Source organism: Pseudomonas sp. URIL14HWK12:I6 (assembly GCF_000514195.1).
GTDB classification, from domain to species: domain Bacteria; phylum Pseudomonadota; class Gammaproteobacteria; order Pseudomonadales; family Pseudomonadaceae; genus Aquipseudomonas; species Aquipseudomonas putida_A.
Map to the genome: position 1 here is coordinate 113,011 of NZ_AZVL01000019.1, position 18,091 is coordinate 131,101.

Consider the following 18,091-nt stretch of genomic DNA (forward strand, 5'->3'; position numbering starts at 1 on the left):
ACAGCGCATTCGCGAGAAGACGAGGTCTGCAGGGTTTTGTGCAGCACCAAATGGCGCGTTGCCACTAGCGCCGTCTACACTCAAATCCACCATCGGAGGTAGCGCTCGGCAACGCGCCGGCAAAGGAGTGCGCCATGTCGCCTCGTACGCAGTTCAACGGCCCGGCCCGGCAACGCGGGGCGATCGGCTTGATGGCGGCGCTGACACTGGGCCTGGCTCTGGTGTGCATGGTGCTGGTGGTCGATAGCGGCCGTTTGTACATGGAGCAGCGCCGCCTGCAGCGGGTGGTGGATGTGGCGGCACTGGAAGCGGTGTCGCGCCAGGGCGATTGCCTCACGGGCACAACGGCTGCCACTTATGCTACAGCGAGCGCTGCACGCAACGGCTTCACGGTGGGGCAAGGCACAACGTTGAACGTGACCTGCGGCACCGTGCAGACCGGGGCGAACAATTTGCGTGCGTTCAGCGCGAACGCTGCGCAAAAGCAAGCCATCAGTGTCGTTGCCACTCGCGTGGTACCGACCAGCGTCGCCGCCGCCCTCTACGGCCTGTTCACTCCGGGCGCCGTGTCCACGACCACTCGTCTTACGGCCACGGCAGTCGGGACTTACGCGGTACTGCCGCCGATCGCCCAACTGACCATTGGCACCACCGTGCTGACCATCGACGCCAGCAAGTCGGCTGCCCTCAATGCGTTGATAGGCCAGATGCTTGGCGGCAATCTCAACCTCAGTGTGGCGGGCTGGCAGGGGTTGGTGAACACCAATATCAATGTGCTGAGCTATCTCAATCAGCTGGCGCTGGATGTCAACGTTCAAGCCGGGAATTACACCCAACTGCTCAGCCAGAACATACGGCTGACACAACTGATCGACACCGCCATCAATGTGCTGACCCAGGGCGGCAAGACCGCCAGTGTGGCGGTCGACGGCCTTGTCGGGCTGCGGGCGGTGGTGGGCAGTACTTCGGTGGTGCTCGGGCAATTGCTGCAACTGCAAACCGGCGCTGCGTCTTCGGCGCTCAACGCCAATCTTCAAGTTTTCCAGTTGGTGGAAGCCTTCGTGCAACTGGCCAACAGTCAGAATGCGTTGGTGGCGAGCGTGCCGCTGAACATTCCGGGGCTGGTCAATGGCTCGGTCAAGGTCAAGGTCATCGAGCCGCCGCAATTGTCGGCGTTCGGTAACCCGGCACTGGCAAAGGCCGACCCCATGGGCGCCAACCGGATCTATGTGCGAACCGCCCAAGTGCGCACGGTGATCTCGCTGAATCTGCCGTTGCTCAGCGGTGTCGCCGGCCTGGCCAACGCGATTGTCAGCACGCCATTGGTGGGCGGGTTGACCGACACCCTGAACAACCTGTTGCACTTGAACATTGCCGGTACCTTGAACTCGTTGTTCTGCACATTGGGCGGAACCTGCCAGCGCACCGACCTGAAAATACTGCCAACCTCGACCATCGACATCGCCCTGGATGTGGCCGCCGCCGATAGTCATGTCACTGATTACAGTTGCGTCAGCGATGCGACCAAGACCTTGACCACCCAGACCAACTCATCGCTGGTCAAGCTCAAAGTCGGCAGGATCGATGCTGCCAATGCCTTTTCGTCCTCGGCGGACATTACTGTGCAGCCGCTGGCGCTGATCGATGTCGGGGTCATCACCTGCACCATTCCGCTGTTGGGACTTGGCTCGGCGACCTGTGATCCGAACAGCCGCATACCGTTCTACGGCGGTGGCCTGGGGATCAAGGTCGATACCTCGGTGGCCGCCACACAAAACACGCACATCTACAATCAGCCGCCGGAAGTCAGGACACCGCCGCAGTACTACAGCTTCGGCACTCAAGGGCTGGTCGACAGCCTCAAGGGAACATTGGCCGGCGTTCAGGTGCAGGCATACAAGCCGACGGGCTCCAGCCTTTTGGGTGGTTTGCTGACCACCACCGCGGATGTGCTGGCAGGGGTGAACAGCACGCTGGGCGTCGTGATCGATAATCTGCTCAGTCCGGTGCTCGATCCGATCCTTGATGGTTTGCTCGCCAACCTTGGCATCACTCTGAACAAGGTTGATGTTGGCGCCAACCTCAGTTGCAAGCCGCCCGGACAGCCGATGCTGGCGATCTAGTCGATCACTGCAACCGGCAGCTCAATGCAGAATCGTGCGCCTTCATCGCCGTTGCGCGCACTCAGGCGTCCGCCCATGTTTTCGACGATGCCATAGCTCACCGACAGGCCCAGACCGGTGCCGACACCCACCGGTTTGGTGGTGAAAAACGGCTCGAAAATCCGCTCCAGCAGGCGTTGATCGATACCGCCGCCGTTGTCCTCTACCCACAACCGCACCACGTGCTCGTCGCTCTCGGCAGACACGGCGATCCATGGCTGGAAATCACGATTGGCTTCGCGCTTGCTCAGCAGCGCATCGCGGGCGTTGACCATCAGATTGATCAGTACCTGCTCCAGTTGGTCGACATAACCGCGCACCTGCACCTGCAAGCCTGACTCCTTGACCCGCAACTCCACGCCTTTGCCGCGCAGACCCTCCGAAAGCAACGACAATGTGCCTTCGATGGCATCGAGGGGATTGAACGGTTGCTGTTCGATTTCCGAGCGGCGTCCGAACACTCGCATGTGATCAACCACCCGTGCGGCGCGCTGGACCTGAGCGTCGATTCGATTGAGCTTGTCGGTCAGGTAATCGACCTGCACATCGCCGTTGCTCAGGCGCTTGAGCACGTTGACGATGGCCATGCGCATCACATTCAGAGGTTGATTGATTTCGTGCGCAAGACCGGTAGCCATTTCGCCGAGGGTGGCCATTTTCGCGCTCTGTGTGAGCTGCTGCTGCGAGCGGCGCACCTCCGTGTTGTCGCGTCCCACTGCTTGTACTTCGAGCAGTCGCCCATGCTCGTCGAACACTCCGCGATCCGACCAGACCCACCACGCATGTTCGCGGCCGGGCAGGCGCAGATTGATTTCGGCAGTACTCACCGGTAGTTGCGGGGTCAGTTGCGCCAAGCGCTGGTTGAACGCTTCGCGTTGTTCGTCGGACATCCAGCTGCCGAGGTTAACCCCGGTCAGCTCCTCCGGTGCACATTCCAGATACTTCGCCAGGGGCCGGTTGCCGAAGATCAGCGTCAGGTCCGGGCGATAGCGGCAGATCATCGCCGGCGAATCTTCCACCAGAATCCGGTAGCGTTCTTCGCTGGCCCGGACCTGTTCAGCGGCGAGCGTCGCCTCGGTGACATCCAGCCACAGGCCCACCGCTTCCACCGGCAAACCGAGATCGTCGCGCAGCAGTTTGGCTTCATCGAGCAACCAATGTGCCTGGCCTTGCTGGTCGAGAATCCGGTAGCGCGTGCTCACCGTGCCCTCGCGCAGCAATTGGCGGGTGCGCTGGAAATAGACGGAGCGGTCGTCGGGGTGCACATGCTCTACCAGTGCGCCGTCGGCGCAGTCGGCCAGACTCCAGCCCAGCAGCGGTTGCAGGCTGGCGCTGAAAAAGGTCGGTTGCAGCGCACCTTCGACGTAGCGCTGCACATAGATCACCGCCGGTGAACTGGCGATCAGGTTATCCAGCCGCGCGTGTGCGGCGGCGGCCTGTTGCTGCTGATTCTTGATGTCGCTGATGTCCAGCATGAATCCCACGAGTCGGCGTTCGGCACCGATGCCCAGCGCCTGGCCCTGTACGCGATACCACATCAGTGGTGCCTCTTCGGTGCGTTGCAGGCGCACGCAAAGCTCCAGCGGCGAGCCTTCATCTTGCAAGGATTGCAGGTTGCTGCGCAGTTCATCCCGGTCGGCGGGGTGTACACGGGCAAACCAGTCCTGAAGCGACAGGCGTGTTGCCGGCAGGCCGAGGTTGTCGGCCAGTGCCTTGGCCAGTTGCACCTCGGCGCTGTCAAACACTTCCCACCACCCGGTGCCCAGCAGCGCCTGGAGGATCTCCAGGCGTTCCAGTTGTTGCTGATGATGGTGCTCACGCAAGCGCTCCAGCAGTGGTGCGGCGATGGCGGTGGCCAATGACTGCCAGTCACGATCGCTGAGGTCTGGCGCCTGTTGCCGGGCGTCATAACAGGCACAGAGCAACCACGCCGCCACACCCCGAGCGTCGCAGTAGGGCACGGCAAAACCCGGATGGGGGCCAGATACGCTGCTCAGTCGTGGCTGCTCGCTGGCATTCAGTTGTTGGGGCGCCGCGCTGTTCAGGCTATCCAGCGCAGTACCCAGACGTTGTCCCGGGTGCCACAACTGCGGCGCGTCGAGCGCGGTGTAGTGTTGATGGATCTGCCAGCCCTGTTCCTGATCGTCGAGCAACGCCACCGCCAGACACGGGATATGCAAGTGCTGGCTGACGCGTTGCAATTGTTCGCCGAGCACATCGGCCAGGCGCACGAGGCTGCACTGACACAACTGATCGCGGATCTGTCCCGCGAGCCATTGGCACTGCTCACGACTGTGTGCCTGACGCCGCTCGCTCAACAGGTCACCGATGTCGAGCAAGTGCATCAGCCAGCCTTCACTCCGGGGCTCGATCCAACCGCGTAAATGCAGCGGGGGGCCGGCCTGGCTGAAGAAGTCCAGATCGAGTATTTGCCCCTGCCAGTCCTGCGGCCGACCTTCAACCACAAGGCTGCTCTGAGGCAAAAGGTAGTCGGTCAGGTGTGTGAGCGGACGGGCCGTCAACTGCACCAGCGCATGGCGTACCGGGCCGCTCAGGTGCTCGACGTGACCGTCATTGTCCAGATACACCTGCAGGCCGACGCTCTGCACCAGAGGAGAACCCGGGGCGTCAGGCAAGCCCGGCGGTCGATTGAGCAGGCGGCCGAGCAAGGTGTGGCCCGCACTCAAAACTGCAGGCTCGAGGAGGCGCGCAATGTCGCCGGCAGACGCGGCACCGGACCGATTCCCGGCAGCACCAGAAACGGCAGTGCCTGATTCAGTTTGGACGTGGGGTAATTGATGCTCACCGTCAGCAACCCTCCGACATAGGTGATGCTGCTGTCGGTGGCGGCGTTGAAATTCAGTGCCCCAGGCAGCCATCCCAGTTGCCGGGTCAGTTCGGTGCGGGCGAGGTTGGTCAGTGCAGTCGAGTAGTTGGCGGTGGCCGGATCCAGCGCCACGCTGCGGCGCACTGCCTCGGCGGTGGACTCGTTGAATGACTGCATCAACAACAGCGGCAGGCTGTAGCTCACCAAGCCGTAAAACACCGCGAAAAACACCACGAACACCAGGGCGAACTCAATGGCCACGGCGCCTTTTTGCTTGCGGGGGAGGTTGGTTTTCATGAGTGCGTCTACCCTGACAATCACTACGTAATGTCAGCATAGAATCAATCGGCCAAAACGGACGTTTTTTAGCGCATGCACAGCATTGTCCTACTGATCTGGCTGACGCTTTGCGCGGCGCAGGATGCCCGACAGCGGCATATCTCCAATGTGCTCACGCTGGGGGGCGGCGCCTTGGCAATGGTCTATCTGTTGGGCACCGGCAACACCTGGCTTGGAGCTGAAGCGGTTCAGGGCGGTTGGGCCGCATTACTCGCTCTGGTGCTGACATTGCCCGGTTATCGATGGCGCCGATTGGGCGCCGGCGATGTGAAACTAATGACAGCCTTTGGTCTTGCGACGGACGGTCAGCTGTTGCTTTACACGTTTATCGGCGCCGCACTCGCCAGTTTGATGTGGTTATTGCTTGCGCCAAAACTCTGGCTGCATATGAGTCAAGGGGTTAGGCAACGTCTACGATATCTGGAGCCATCAAAGTCAAAAAAGCTGCCATTTGCACCGTTCGTGTTGAGTGGAACGCTGCTGGCTTTGCTTTGGATCCATTAGTCGCCAGCTGCCACTACTGCTATGTACATAGTAGGAAAGTGGGTCTACTTTCAAATCAGCGGTTATACAGCCACCTGCGCTGAGTACAGGAACGGTCAGCCTTTTGGCCTGAGCATGGAGTTGCAAGTGAACAAGCTTACGTCCGTTATGAAGGTTCTCGTGGTCGACGATCAGCCACTGATTGTCGAGGAACTGTGCGAATTTCTCGAAAGCAGCGGCTACCGTTGCGTGCCTTGCGAATCCAGCAAGCAGGCCATCGAGCAATTTGTCGAAAACCCCGCCATCGGCCTGGTGCTGTGCGATCTGCACATGCCGGACATGGACGGTATCCAGTTGGTACAGGAACTGCAGCGTCTTTCGGGCAAGCACCGGGTGTTCGAGGCCATCATGCTCACCGGTCGCGCCGACAAGCAGGATGTGATCAAGGCATTGCGTGCCGGAATCGCCGATTACTACCAGAAGCCGATCAACATGGACGAGCTGCTGGAGGGTTTGCAACGTCAGGAAGCTGCCTTGCAAGAACGGCAGAAAACCCTGCAACTGGGACACTTGAACGAGAAGCTCCAGTATCTCTCCGAGTCGATCGACGACCTGTACCAAGATCTCGACAAGGTGCGGCGCGCGCCGGCACCGAGAAGCGATGAGCTATCGGCTGAAGGCGACGGGCTGGAAATCCCGGCGATCTTCAATCAGCTGTCACCGCGTCAGCTCGATGTCGCGCGGCTGGTCGGCAAAGGCCAGACCAACTACCAGATCGCCTGTGAACTGGGAATCACCGAGAACACGGTCAAGCTGTATGTCTCGCAGGTGTTGCGTTTGACACACATGCATAACCGCACTCAGTTGGCCCTCGCATTGTCACCAGGCACTTCAGGATTACGCCAGCGAGTGACCGCGCACTGACCTCTGTTTGTCCCGGACATCCGCCCGGGTCAAACCTTTCGATTTCAACCGATATTGGTCTTGGCCTTGGGAAACAGGTTGTCCAGGGTTTCCAGCAGGCGCACGTGATAGATCGGCTTGCGAAACAGATCGAGAACCTGCAGGCGCAGCATATCGCTGACGTCCTCCATGTCCGCATGCCCGGAGGTGACGATCACCGGCAGGTGCTGGCGCGAAGTGTGTTCACGCAGGCGCTTGATCAGCGACATGCCGCTTTCTTCCGGCATGCGCAGATCGGTGATCACCAGGGCGATATCGGGATGGCGGGTCAGATGGTGCAGCGCAAGCTTTACCGATGTCGCGGTGTGGCAAGTGAAGCCCTCGCCTTCCAGCAACTCCGCCAACTCCAGCAGTGCATCCTCTTCATCGTCGACGAGAAGCAACTGCTGGCGAGGAGGTACGGAAGAGTTCATGGGCAACACCTGCAATGGACTGAGTTCTGACGGTAGAACCCAATGGGCACATTGACAAGTTATCCGCCCAACGCAGTCTGGATCGACGTCAGGATTGCGGTAACCCGGGTACCAATGCCGTTACCGAAGGCGGCTATCACCAGCGCCACCAGACCCACGACCAGCGCGTATTCGATGGCTGATGCTCCTTCGGTGTCTTTGGCCAGGCCTTTGACGAACGCAACTTGAGCTTTGATTTTGCGGGCTACCCGGGAATACGACATGAGAGTTCTCCTTGAGCACACCAGGTGTTGCGCGTTCGCAACATGATTTCCCTGTGCCAGCATCAGCATTGTCGGCATTTTCAGGACCAACAACTGTAAGAACGAATTAATACCAAAGTAGTGAGGCACTGTTTCGCGTTTCAAAACCGCTTTTGGCGCATCAGCCTTCTACTTTCGCTGGATATTTCAACCTTCGTAATGGCGTTTTGTTCTTCCTGCGCTACCGTCAAATAGCGAAATAGTTACTTGTTCATAGCTGCCTGATTGCGAAGTTATCTCGTTGGAAGTACGGGTCATTGCATAAGAAGAGCACGCAGCGGGAAAGGGAGAGCCGTCATGAACAGTCGCGTCACTTTGGGCCTGGCCGGATTGTTTCTGGTGGGGGCCATCATCGCCGGGTATTGGGGACTCACTTTGGGTCGGCAACCTGTCGCCGCTGAACCGGTCGCGACCCCCGTAGCCGTTCCTGTGGAACCAGCGCCAGCCGCTCCCGCCGCGGTGGAGGATCCGAGCCGCCAGCCAGTCGTCGTGCTGCTACGCGATATCGCCCCTTTCGTGAAAATCACCGCCGCCGATGTCGCCGTGGAGAAAGTACGAACAGCACCGGCCGGTAGCCTCGGCAATGTCGATCAGGTCATCGGACGCACGCCGTGGCGGCCGTTGAGTGCCGGCACCTGGCTCAGTGACGAGAGCTTCGAACCTGGCAGTCAACTGTCGAGGATGATTCGTCCCGGCGAGCGTGCACTGGCTGTGGCCGTTGATGAAGTGATCAATGTCGGCGGGCAACTGGCGCCGGGCGATTACGTCGACGTGCTGCTGTTTCTGCGCAAGGACGAAGTGAATCCACAACCTTCTGCGCAACTGGTAATCCCGGCGGTCCGGGTGCTGGTGGTCGGCAGCCAGACAGGACTGACCAACGACGGCCAGCCAACTGGCGCGGCCCGCAGCGACGACGAACGCCTCAAGCAGGAACAGCAACGCATGGCCGCACGCAGTGTGGTGCTGGCGGTGCCGGAGCCAATGCTCAGCCGCTTGATGCTGGCGTCCGGTGCTGGTGTGTTGCGCCTGGCCGTGCGCAGTGCCGATGAGCAGCAATTGGCGAAGTATTGGGCAGGCCAAAACGATGTTGCGACGCGCCTTGATACACCGCGTCGCGAACTCCTGGAGTTCAGTCAGCTGTCACTGGCGACGCCACCCAGACCCATGGCCGTAGCCGGTGCACCGGCCCCGCGCAAAGCGACCGTCGAAGTGATCCGCGGCGCCGAAACCACCCCACCCACTCCCTGAATAGAGCAAGGACGCCTTTACATGCGCAGACGCTTTACGCCCCTGTTCAACGGCTTGCTTCTGGCCCCGCTGCTGGGTATTGCCGCCAGCGGCAGTGCCGTCGCCGCGACTGGCAATTGCGCAGCACTCGGCCAGTTGCCGGCCACGCTGGAAGTCGGCGAGGGCTTGCAGCAGGCGCTGCAATCGCCGGTGGCGATCACCCGAGTCGCGGTGGGCGACCCGAAAATCGCCGACGTGCGCGTGACCGGCGATCAAGGGGTGTTGGTGACCGGTGTCGCTCCCGGCGCAACCACCCTGATGATCTGGAGTGCCTGCGCCAGTGCACCGCGTCAAAGCATGGTGTTCGTCCAGGGCAAGGCCAGTGCGGCGATGACAGCCGTGGCATTGCCGGCCAGCGAAGATCCGACACTGCCGTCACAAGTGCAGACCGACATCCGCTTCGTCGAGGTCAGCCGTACCAAATTGAAAGAGGCTGGTACGCAGATTTTCGGCAAGGGCTCGAACAATTTCCTGTTCGGCGCACCGGGCACGGTGCCTAACACCGGCGTCACGCCAGGCGTGGTGCCGTTGCGTAATCTAGACCCGCGCATCGCGGTGCCGAGCATCCCGCTGGCCAACGACATGTTCAACATTGTCTGGGGCGGCGGCAGCAGTAAATTCCTCGGCATCGTCAATGCGCTTGAGGGCAGCGGTTTTGCCTACACTCTGGCCCGCCCGAGCCTGGTGGCGCTGAGCGGACAGAGCGCCAGCTTTCTGGCCGGCGGTGAAATCCCGATCCCGGTCCCCAGCGCCAACAGCAACAGCTATTCCATCGAATACAAGGAATTCGGCATTCGCCTGACACTGACCCCGACCGTCGTTGGCCGCGATCGCATAGCCCTCAAGGTCGCACCGGAGGTCAGTGAGCTGGACTACAACAACGGCGTTACCATCGGTGGCACCAGGGTGCCGGCGTTCACCATTCGCCGCACCGATACCAGCATTTCACTGGCCGATGGCGAGAGTTTTGTCATCAGCGGCCTGATCAGCACCAACAACGCCTCCGAAGTGAACAAGTTTCCCGGGTTGGGCGATATCCCGGTGCTCGGTGCGTTTTTCCGCAACTCCTCGGTCAACCGCCAGGAGCGCGAGCTGCTGATGATCGTCACCCCGCACCTGGTACAGCCGCTGGCCGCGAATGCACCGTTGCCGTCGCTGCCGGGGGAAAAACTGCGTAATTACGACCCGAACTGGTACCGCCTGTACTTCCTGGAAAATGGCAACTTCGATAAACGCAGTGGGCTATCGCAATGAGTCAGAGCCTCAGCCAGACCTTCCTGGCCATCACCCGCAACGACACCGATCTTGAATGGTTGCAGGGCGCACTGGCGCCGCTGGGCCAAGTGGTCAGCGCCGGCGGCGGCAGTCTTGACGAATTGCTCGCGTTGGTCGATGTGACCTTCGCCAGCCTGGTGTTCGTCGGTCTCGATCGCGATCATCTGGTGGCGCAAAGTGCCTTGATCGAAGGCGTACTGGAAGCCAAGCCGATGCTCGCCATCGTGGCCCTGGGCGATGGCATGGATAATCAACTGGTGCTCAATGCGATGCGCGCCGGTGCGCGGGATTTCGTTGCCTATGGTTCACGTTCCAGCGAGGTTGCGGGGCTGGTTCGACGCCTGAGCAAACGCCTGCCGGCGGTGACGCCGAATGCCCAGCTTGGTGGCCTGACCGTGCTTTACGGCGTGCAAAGCAACGCCGACGGTGCGTTGCTCGCCAACCACATGGCGCTGGTCGTGCAGAAGAGCGGTCAGCAAACCCTGTTGCTCGATCTTGGCTTGCCGCGCGGTGATAGTCTGGCGTTGCTGGGGCTGGAGAGTTCGTTCCATTTCGGCGATGCCTTGCGTCACTTGCGGCGCCTTGACGCGACCCTGATCGACAGCGCATTCACCAGCGCCGAGGCGGGCCTGCGCATTCTGGCGTATGCCAGTGGCGACGAGCCGCTCGAGCGCACCAGTGCCGCTGAGTTGTACATGCTGCTCAGTGCGTTGCGTCAACACTTCCAGCACATTGTGGTCAACCTCACCGGTCAGCCGGACAGCGAAGCCTTGCGCACCTTCGTCAGCCATTGCGACAAGCTGTTGTGGTACACCGACCAGAACGTCCTCGATTGCCGGCGCAACCTTACGGTGCTCAATCTGTGGCGGGAAAAAGGCATGAAACTCGACCACGGGCGCTTGTTGGTCGACCGTTATCTGCGCAACGTCGCGCCAGACTCCGACACGCTCGGCAAGACGTTTGGCCTGGAGGTGATCGCCGTGCTGGCGTGTAATCCGGAGCTGCGCCTGAACGCGAAAAACCAGGGCGTCACGCTGTTTGAACTCGCCCCGCGCGAAGCCCTCAGTCAAAGCCTGCGCACTCTCGGCGAGCGTCTGGCCAAACGCTCCGAAGGCTTGGCGAAACCCAAAATCAACTGGTTCAACCGCCTGCGGGGCACCTCATGAACGGGGAGCAACTGTTTGGCGGGCAGCAACGCCACTCTACCGGTAATACCGATCACGACGGTCTCAAACTGGTGCTGCACCGCTACATCATCGACGCCATCGAGGAGTCCGGAAAAAACCTGCTGGAAGGTTCGCGGCAGGTGCTTTCGCAGTTTGTCATCGACAAGGTGGCCGAATATATCGCACGCCTGCACCTGGCGATTTCGCGATATGAAATGGAGCGGCTGGCTGAAGAAATCGTCGACGAGCTGACCGGTTTCGGCCCGCTCGAAGTACTGCTGCGCGACAGTGCGGTGACCGAAATTCTGGTCAACGGCCCGTACCGGGTGTTCATCGAGCGCGACGGTGTGTTGCACATGAGTGATCTGCGTTTTATCGATGCACATCACGTCGAGCGCGTCATGCAACGCATCCTCGCCCCGCTCGGGCGACGTCTCGACGAGTCCTCGCCGATGGTCGATGCGCGGCTGCCCGATGGCAGCCGCGTCAACGCGATCATTCCACCGATTGCCCTCGACGGCCCGTGCCTGTCGATTCGAAAGTTTCGCAAGGACATGCTCAAGAGCAGCGACCTGATGGCGATGCAAACCATCGACCAGGCGATTTTCGACTTTATCGAAGAGGCGGTAGGCAAGCGCTGCAACATCCTCATCAGCGGCGGTACCGGCACCGGTAAAACCACCTTGCTGAACATTCTCAGTCAGTTGATCAATCCCCACGAACGTCTGGTGACCATCGAAGATGTCGCTGAGTTGCAACTTGGCCACCCGCATGTCGTACGGCTGGAAACCCGCCCGCCGAATGCCGAGGGCCACGGCGAAGTCAAGGCCAGCGACCTGATCCGCAACGCCCTGCGCATGCGTCCCGACCGGATCATCCTTGGCGAGATTCGTGGGGTGGAAGTGGTCGATGTGCTGACCGCGATGAACACCGGTCACGACGGCTCGATGAGCACCGTGCACGCCAACAATGCGCAGGATGCGCTGCTGCGCCTGGAGACACTGGTGGGCCTTACCGGCCGCACGATCGCCGAGCGTACCCTGCGCCAGATGATCTGCGCCGCCCTCGACGTGATTATTCAGCTGACTCGCATGCCCGACGGCCGCCGCTGCGTCAGCGAAGTAGTGGAAGTGGTCGGTGTGCGCGACGACGTCTATGTCACCAACACGCTGTTTCGCCTCGACCGTCGCACCGGATTCGGTTTTCTGCGTGAAGCGGTGAACCCGGCCGGTGACAAATTGCGCCGCGACCCGGCGCATCCGCATTGAGGGGCACGGCATGCTCAAGCCGCTATTGCTGATCGTGATTTGCCTGGCTTTGCTCGGCCTGTCGTTGCGCCTGTTTTACAACGGCTGGCGGCAGAGTGGCTCGGAGCGCGTGCTCGAGCGGCTGAGTCAGGGGCAGCCGCAACTGGCAGGCGAAGAACCGCGTTGGGCGGGCCTGGAGCGTGCGTTCTTGCGCGCCGGTCTGGGGCGCCCGACTGATCGACTCGGCGTGTGGCTGCTGTTGTGGGCGTTTGCAACATTGATCGGCTTCGCCGTCGCCGGGTGGGTGGGTTTGCTGGTACTGATGGCGTTGCCGCCGGTAGTCATGCGGCTGTATGTCAGTTGGCGTTACCAACGGCGATTGCGGCGCATGATCGAACAATTGCCGCAACTGCTCGACCACACGGTGCGCAGCCTCAAGTCTGGACGCACCCTGGCAGATGCCGTACTCGGTGGCATCGAGGCCAGTGAAGCGCCTCTGAAAGACGCCATGGGTCGAGTGCAGCGCAACGTGCAGTTGGGGGTCAGTTTGCCTGACGCGGTGGCGGATCTGGCCGAGCTTTACGAGCGGGACGAGTTTCGCCTGTTCGCCCTTGGCCTCAAGGTTAATCATCGCTACGGCGGCAACGCCAGCGAGCTGCTGGAAAACCTGATCAAGATGATCCGCGAACGTGACCAGGCCTCACGCCAGTTGCGTGCCATGACCGGCGAAACCCGGCTAACCGCGTGGGTACTGGGACTGTTGCCGATCACCATGGCGGGTTATTTCCTGCTGTCCAATCCAGTGTATCTGGTCGCCATGTGGCACGACCCGTCCGGGCAGCACATGCTCGCTGCGGCGTTCGGCATGCAGGTGCTCGGCAGCCTGTTGCTTTGGCGGATGTTGCGCAGCCTATGACCACGCCTCTGATAATCAGCGCTTTATTCTTGCTCGGTGCCGCGGTGCTGCTGATCGCCAATCTGTTGGAGCAGCGTCGGCGCAGCCGGCAGATCAGTCGTCGGCTCGATGGCGAGATGATTCGCGAGAATCGTTTTGGCAACCTCCTGCAAGTGCTCGGCGAAAGCAAGGTCGGCCAGCACAGCGTAAAGATTGACAATGAAACCCAGACGCTGCTCAACCGCCTCGGCTGGCGCAGTGCGCGGCAACGTTCGCTGTTCGCCGCCTGCCAGATCGGCTCTCCGCTGTTAATGCTCGCCTTGGTGCTGTTGCTGCAAGGGGTGTTCTTCCCCCACGTGGAAAAACAGTGGATTGCGCCATTGTTTGCCCTCGGCGTCGGCTACCTGCTGCCCAAACGCCTGCTGGTGATGGCGGTGGCACGTCGGCAGAAACGACTGGCGAGCGAGATCATCACGTTCCTGCCGCTGCTGCGCATTCTCTTTGAGTCGGGCATGGCGGTGGAGCAGGCGTTACGGGTGTTGAGCCACGAGGCCCAGGCGCTGTTGCCCGTGCTGACGCAAGAGCTGCGTCTGGTCCTGGTGCGGGTCGACTCGGGTCTCGAACTGGGTGAAGAACTGAACAAGGCCACCCAGCTGCTGGCGGTGGACGAGTTCACCGACACCTGCGTGATCCTTCAGCAATTGCTCTATCAGGGCGGCGGCGCGATGAAATCGTTGCTGTCGCTCAAGCAATTGCTTGACGACCGGCGCCTCACCCGGCTGCAGGAATACATATCGAAAATGTCCGCCAAAATGTCCGTCGTGATGATGCTGTTTCTCTTCCCGGCGTTGTTGATTGTCCTGGCTGGCCCGGGCTTCACCGCCCTGGCCAAGGCCTTGGGTGCTTAGAGGGATCGTGATGAAAGCAATGATTGCAGGTGCATGCCTTGTGTTACTCGGTGGCTGTGCCAATACCGGACAGACCCCTTGGGAGGCGCTGAGCAGCAACGCCAGTTGCGGCAAATTGAATTCGGAGCAGCAATTGTCCCTGAACCTCGCCGACGACATGGCCAATGACGGCAAGCTGCACGCCAGCCTTGCCAACCTGCAGAGCCTGCCGGACAACCTCGCCGATGTGCGCTTGCGCAAAGCCCGGGTTTACCGTTTGCTTGGGCGCAGCGAGGCCGAGCCGCTTTATCGTGGTTTGCTCGGCACCTGTCTGGCGGCCGAGGCCGAGCACGGTCTGGGGCAACTGGCCGCGGCCAAGGCCGATTACGGCCAGGCCCAGGCTCATCTGCAACGTGCCGCACGGTTGGCGCCAACCGACGAAAAAATCCGCAATGACCTGGGCGTGGTCTACCTCAATCAACTACGTATCGAAGACGCGCGCTTCGAATTCCTGACGGCTATGGAACTCAAGCAAAGCGATCAACTGGCCGCGCTGAATCTGGTGACGCTGTTGCTGTACCAGGATGACTGGACCCGTGCCGGTGAACTGGTCAGTCGTCTGGGCCTCAGTCCTGCGCAATTCAGCGAAGCCCAGAGCCGCGCGGAAAGACTCAAGGTGCCGGCGAAGGCCCCGGCTTCGGCCGCTGTCACGGCCATGCTCAAGTAAGGAGAGCTGCGATGAAAGCCGCGATTGTCTGCTTCAGCCTGTTGGCCTTGCCACTGGCCAGTCACGCCATCAACGCGGGGCCGGCCTCGGCCCAGCAACAGGAAACCGAAGGCTGGTTGCAGTTGCAGGCCCGGAACAAGGTGCCCTCGCCGACACTGCAAACCGTCACCCCAGCCGAGCGTGAGCTGGCCATGCAACGCTGGTTGAAAAGTTACCAGCACGATATTCCAGTGTTTTTCGACCAGGACCAGGGCGGCAAGGTCGACAGTGGATCGGGGGGGGGAACGCCTTAAGATCAACCTGCATCGTCGTTTATCGTCGGCCGCGCGGAATCTGCAGCATCGATTCCGGCCGGCGGAGTCTCGATCGTGACGCGATCAACAGAAAAATTGACGCCATCAATTTGACTTTTGTGTGGTGTCAAAATGATGGCTCGTGTACATTCCCCGCGCCCGAACCAGGACGACTTGGTGGGACGGTAGGGATGCCTGAATCATGTAATGAACCCTGCTGAAACTGTTTCTCATGTTTTGGAAGGGAATCTCGCGTGACTATCGTATGCCTGCGCCGCTCTGTCCTGGCGCTCTCCATCTCCGCCGCCGCCGCTTTGCACACCTCTATGGCTGTCGCCGCCGGCGCGAGCCTGAACCATGACCTGAGTGGCGGCCCGCTGACCAGTAACCTGCAGAACTGGGGGCTGATCACTCTGAGCGGTAACGGCAATATCGCTCCTGTTTCCCAGGTGAGTACGACCTACGGCGCACAGCTCTCGGGAGTCACGGCGGATCAACTGCGCAACACCGGCAATATCCGGATTGACGGCGCCAGGTTCGGCACCGGGATCAGTCTGGGGACCGCTGGAGTGGTGCCGACCAAAATCGCCGGCGCGCTGCTCAACGAAGGCTCTATTTCAGTTCACGGTCTGGCCGACGCTGGCACCTCCAGCGGTATTTCCGATCTCGGCAGCACGCTGGGCGATTCGTTGGTCAACAGTGGCAGCATCGACGTCAGCGGCCAGACCGCCAGTGGCCTGTTGCTGGTGCATACCAGCATGACCGGGCTCAGCAACCGAGGCACCATCACCGCTAGCGGCACCGACGCATTGGGCGTATTGCTCGATGGCGCGACGCTGAGCCAGTCGGTCAACAACACCGGGACTATCCGTGCGACCGGTGCCAATGCCGAGGCGGTAGTGTTCGAGGGCGTCAAGTTCAGCGGCGCAGCGGGTTCCGGCTCCACCAGGCTGTGGAACGGCGGAACCATCTCCGGCGAGGACATCGGTGTGCATGTCAGCGGCCAGGCCAGTGGCGCCCTGCCTTTCGGCATCTATCAAATGAACGGGTTGATCGAGGGCGGCAAGGCGGCGATCCAGGTCGATGACGGCACGAGCTACTTTTATTTCTATGGCGGCGCGGTGAAGGGTGACTTGCTCGGCCTGTCTGGAGTACTGGTCGACGGTGATGCGACTTTCGACGGTTCGACCATCCGCTCCGGCTACGTCACTATCGAAGAGGGCACGCTGACCCTGATGAAGCCGCACACCACCTTCATCGGCGACTTCGATATGGAAGAGTCGAACTCGGTGCTGGAGATGTACCTGGGCAATGACACCAACCCGGCGCTGCCTGTGCTGAAGGTCACCGGCACCACCGATATCGCCCCGGGCGCGCAACTGCGTCTGCTGGCGCGCTCCAGTGATTTTCGCGTGAGCCCCGGTGGAACGCGTTACACCCTGATCAGCTCGGGGAATCTGGTCGGTGGCAACAACCTGACCGTGACCTCGACCTCCGCGCTGCTGGATGTGAAGAGTTTCGGTGTGGTCGGTAACGACATCACCAGCGTGGTGACGACCAAGTCGAGCGAGGTGCTGGCCGAGAACACCCTGGCAGTCGGCGGTAGTGATAACGCGGCGACGGCGGTCGGGCATGTGCCAGGACTGCTGGCACGCCTCGATGAACAGGATCCGGTGTTCCAGGCATTCGCCAACGCTGGCACCGATGCCGAACTGGCGCGCCTGAGTGAAACCCTCAGCCCGGATGTCAGCCGTGGTGTACTGCACGCGGCGACCAACAGTCAGACGCTGGTCTCGGGCGTGATCAATGATCGCTCCAGTCGTGCACGCTCAGCCACCGGCGCCCCGGAAAAAGGCGTATGGCTGCAAGCCTTGAGCAGCGATGCCAATCAGGACGAGCGTCGCGGTGTCGCCGGTTATGACGCCGACAGCCACGGGATCGCGGTCGGTGCCGATGGTCAGTTGAATGCCGATACCACGCTCGGTCTGGCCTACAGCTACCTCGATACCGATGTGAAATCCGACCTCGGCAACAAGACCAAGGTCACTGGGCATGCGCTGACGCTGTACAGCAACTGGGTGCATGACAACTGGTTCGTCGACTCGTCGCTGATGTACGGCTGGAACGATAACGAATCCAAACGTTATATCGCTGGCACTCAGGCCAAGGCTGATTACGACAGTGATGTATTCGGCGTGAGCGCACTGGCCGGGTACAGCCTGCGGCTGATGCCTGATGTGGTGCTGGAACCACAGGTTGGCGCGCGCTATGCCAATGTCGGCATGGACGCGTATCGCGAGAAGGGCAGCTCGGCGTCGCTGAATGTCGGCAGTCAGCGTTATGAAGTCGGTGAGATGGGCGTCGGTGCACGTCTGGCGGCGGCATTCGATGTTGGCAGCGGCAGCCTGGAACCGGAAGCGAAGCTGATGGCCTGGCATGACTTCATCGGTGACAAGGTCAGCACCACATCGGCCTTCGTGCTGGGGGGCGAGTCGTCCGTCAGCCGCGGTACCACTCCGGTGCGTGACAGCTATGAACTGGGCCTGGGCGCCAACTACCGCATGGGCGCGTGGAGCGTCGGCGGCTCTTACAACTATCTGACCTCCAGCGGTTTCGACGCCGACAGCTTTACTGCGAAGGTGCGTTACGCGTTCTGATCCACATCGCGTAAAACCTGTGGGAGCGAGCCTGCTCGCGAAGGTGTAGTGTCAGTCGGCAAAAATGCTGACTGATCCACCGCTTTCGCGAGCAAGCCCGCTCCCACAGGGATGTGCGCTGCAATGTGAGAGCAAGCGGTCTGCCTGCTCAGTTGATTGATCTGACAC

The 18,091-nt window shown here is 61.0% G+C and carries 16 protein-coding genes; 12 read left to right on the top strand and 4 right to left on the bottom strand.

What is annotated here, in order from left to right:
* Window positions 1-134: 134 nt before the first annotated feature.
* A complete protein-coding gene (locus tag H043_RS0121655; protein ID WP_027613605.1) occupies window positions 135-2,123 on the top strand; it encodes a pilus assembly protein TadG-related protein in 1,989 nt (662 codons plus the stop codon).
* Here the strand turns inward: H043_RS0121655 and H043_RS0121660 are convergent.
* Together H043_RS0121660 and H043_RS0121665 are read right to left on the bottom strand one after the other, a co-directional pair.
* Window positions 2,120-4,849 (bottom strand): PAS domain-containing protein, encoded by a 2,730-nt coding sequence (locus H043_RS0121660; RefSeq protein WP_027613606.1) that lies wholly within the window; start codon window positions 4,847-4,849, stop codon window positions 2,120-2,122. The genes H043_RS0121655 and H043_RS0121660 overlap by 4 nt on opposite strands.
* The gene (locus H043_RS0121665; RefSeq protein ID WP_027613607.1) at window positions 4,846-5,286 is read right to left on the bottom strand and encodes a TadE/TadG family type IV pilus assembly protein; all 441 of its coding nucleotides are present in this window, start codon (window positions 5,284-5,286) and stop codon (window positions 4,846-4,848) included. The genes H043_RS0121660 and H043_RS0121665 overlap by 4 nt, the downstream gene beginning before the upstream one ends.
* Window positions 5,287-5,361: 75 nt before the next feature.
* Here H043_RS0121665 and H043_RS0121670 point away from each other — a divergent pair, with 75 nt between their 5' ends.
* Both H043_RS0121670 and H043_RS0121675 read left to right on the top strand, forming a co-directional pair.
* Window positions 5,362-5,832 (top strand): prepilin peptidase, encoded by a 471-nt coding sequence (locus H043_RS0121670; protein WP_027613608.1) that lies wholly within the window; start codon window positions 5,362-5,364, stop codon window positions 5,830-5,832.
* A gap of 126 nt (window positions 5,833-5,958) precedes the next feature.
* Window positions 5,959-6,735, top strand: a complete 777-nt coding sequence (locus H043_RS0121675) for a response regulator transcription factor (RefSeq protein WP_027613609.1) — start codon at window positions 5,959-5,961, stop codon at window positions 6,733-6,735.
* Window positions 6,736-6,779: 44 nt separating this feature from the next.
* Here H043_RS0121675 and H043_RS0121680 read toward each other — a convergent pair whose 3' ends face one another.
* Window positions 6,780-7,187, bottom strand: a complete 408-nt coding sequence (locus H043_RS0121680; protein ID WP_027613610.1) for a response regulator — start codon at window positions 7,185-7,187, stop codon at window positions 6,780-6,782.
* Window positions 7,188-7,246: 59 nt separating this feature from the next.
* The gene (locus H043_RS0121685) at window positions 7,247-7,450 is read right to left on the bottom strand and encodes a Flp family type IVb pilin (protein ID WP_027613611.1); all 204 of its coding nucleotides are present in this window, start codon (window positions 7,448-7,450) and stop codon (window positions 7,247-7,249) included.
* A 336-nt stretch (window positions 7,451-7,786) separates the two neighbouring features.
* Between H043_RS0121685 and cpaB the strand changes: the two genes are divergently transcribed.
* The 9 genes from cpaB (at window position 7,787) to H043_RS0121730 (ending at window position 17,923) form a co-directional block, all read left to right on the top strand.
* A complete protein-coding gene (gene cpaB, locus H043_RS0121690; protein ID WP_027613612.1) occupies window positions 7,787-8,737 on the top strand; it encodes a Flp pilus assembly protein CpaB in 951 nt (316 codons plus the stop codon).
* 21 nt (window positions 8,738-8,758) lie between these two features.
* Window positions 8,759-10,030 (top strand): type II and III secretion system protein family protein, encoded by a 1,272-nt coding sequence (locus H043_RS0121695; RefSeq protein WP_027613613.1) that lies wholly within the window; start codon window positions 8,759-8,761, stop codon window positions 10,028-10,030.
* The gene (locus H043_RS0121700) at window positions 10,027-11,217 is read left to right on the top strand and encodes a pilus assembly protein (protein WP_027613614.1); all 1,191 of its coding nucleotides are present in this window, start codon (window positions 10,027-10,029) and stop codon (window positions 11,215-11,217) included. Before H043_RS0121695 ends, H043_RS0121700 begins: the two co-directional genes overlap by 4 nt.
* Complete coding sequence (locus H043_RS0121705) at window positions 11,214-12,485, top strand: CpaF family protein (RefSeq protein WP_027613615.1); 1,272 nt, start codon at window positions 11,214-11,216, stop codon at window positions 12,483-12,485. The genes H043_RS0121700 and H043_RS0121705 overlap by 4 nt, the downstream gene beginning before the upstream one ends.
* Before the next feature lie 10 nt (window positions 12,486-12,495).
* Entirely contained in the window at window positions 12,496-13,380 is an 885-nt protein-coding gene (locus H043_RS0121710; protein ID WP_027613616.1) for a type II secretion system F family protein, read from the top strand.
* Complete coding sequence (locus H043_RS0121715) at window positions 13,377-14,267, top strand: type II secretion system F family protein (protein WP_027613617.1); 891 nt, start codon at window positions 13,377-13,379, stop codon at window positions 14,265-14,267. Before H043_RS0121710 ends, H043_RS0121715 begins: the two co-directional genes overlap by 4 nt.
* A 10-nt stretch (window positions 14,268-14,277) precedes the next feature.
* Window positions 14,278-14,973, top strand: coding sequence for a tetratricopeptide repeat protein (locus tag H043_RS0121720; protein ID WP_027613618.1), 696 nt, complete (start codon window positions 14,278-14,280; stop codon window positions 14,971-14,973).
* Window positions 14,974-14,984: 11 nt separating this feature from the next.
* Window positions 14,985-15,266, top strand: a complete 282-nt coding sequence (locus H043_RS0121725) for a DUF3613 domain-containing protein (RefSeq protein ID WP_027613619.1) — start codon at window positions 14,985-14,987, stop codon at window positions 15,264-15,266.
* A 254-nt stretch (window positions 15,267-15,520) separates the two neighbouring features.
* On the top strand, window positions 15,521-17,923 hold the full coding sequence (locus H043_RS0121730) for an autotransporter outer membrane beta-barrel domain-containing protein (RefSeq protein ID WP_027613620.1): 2,403 nt from the start codon (window positions 15,521-15,523) through the stop codon (window positions 17,921-17,923).
* The last annotated feature ends 168 nt before the right edge of the window (window positions 17,924-18,091 follow it).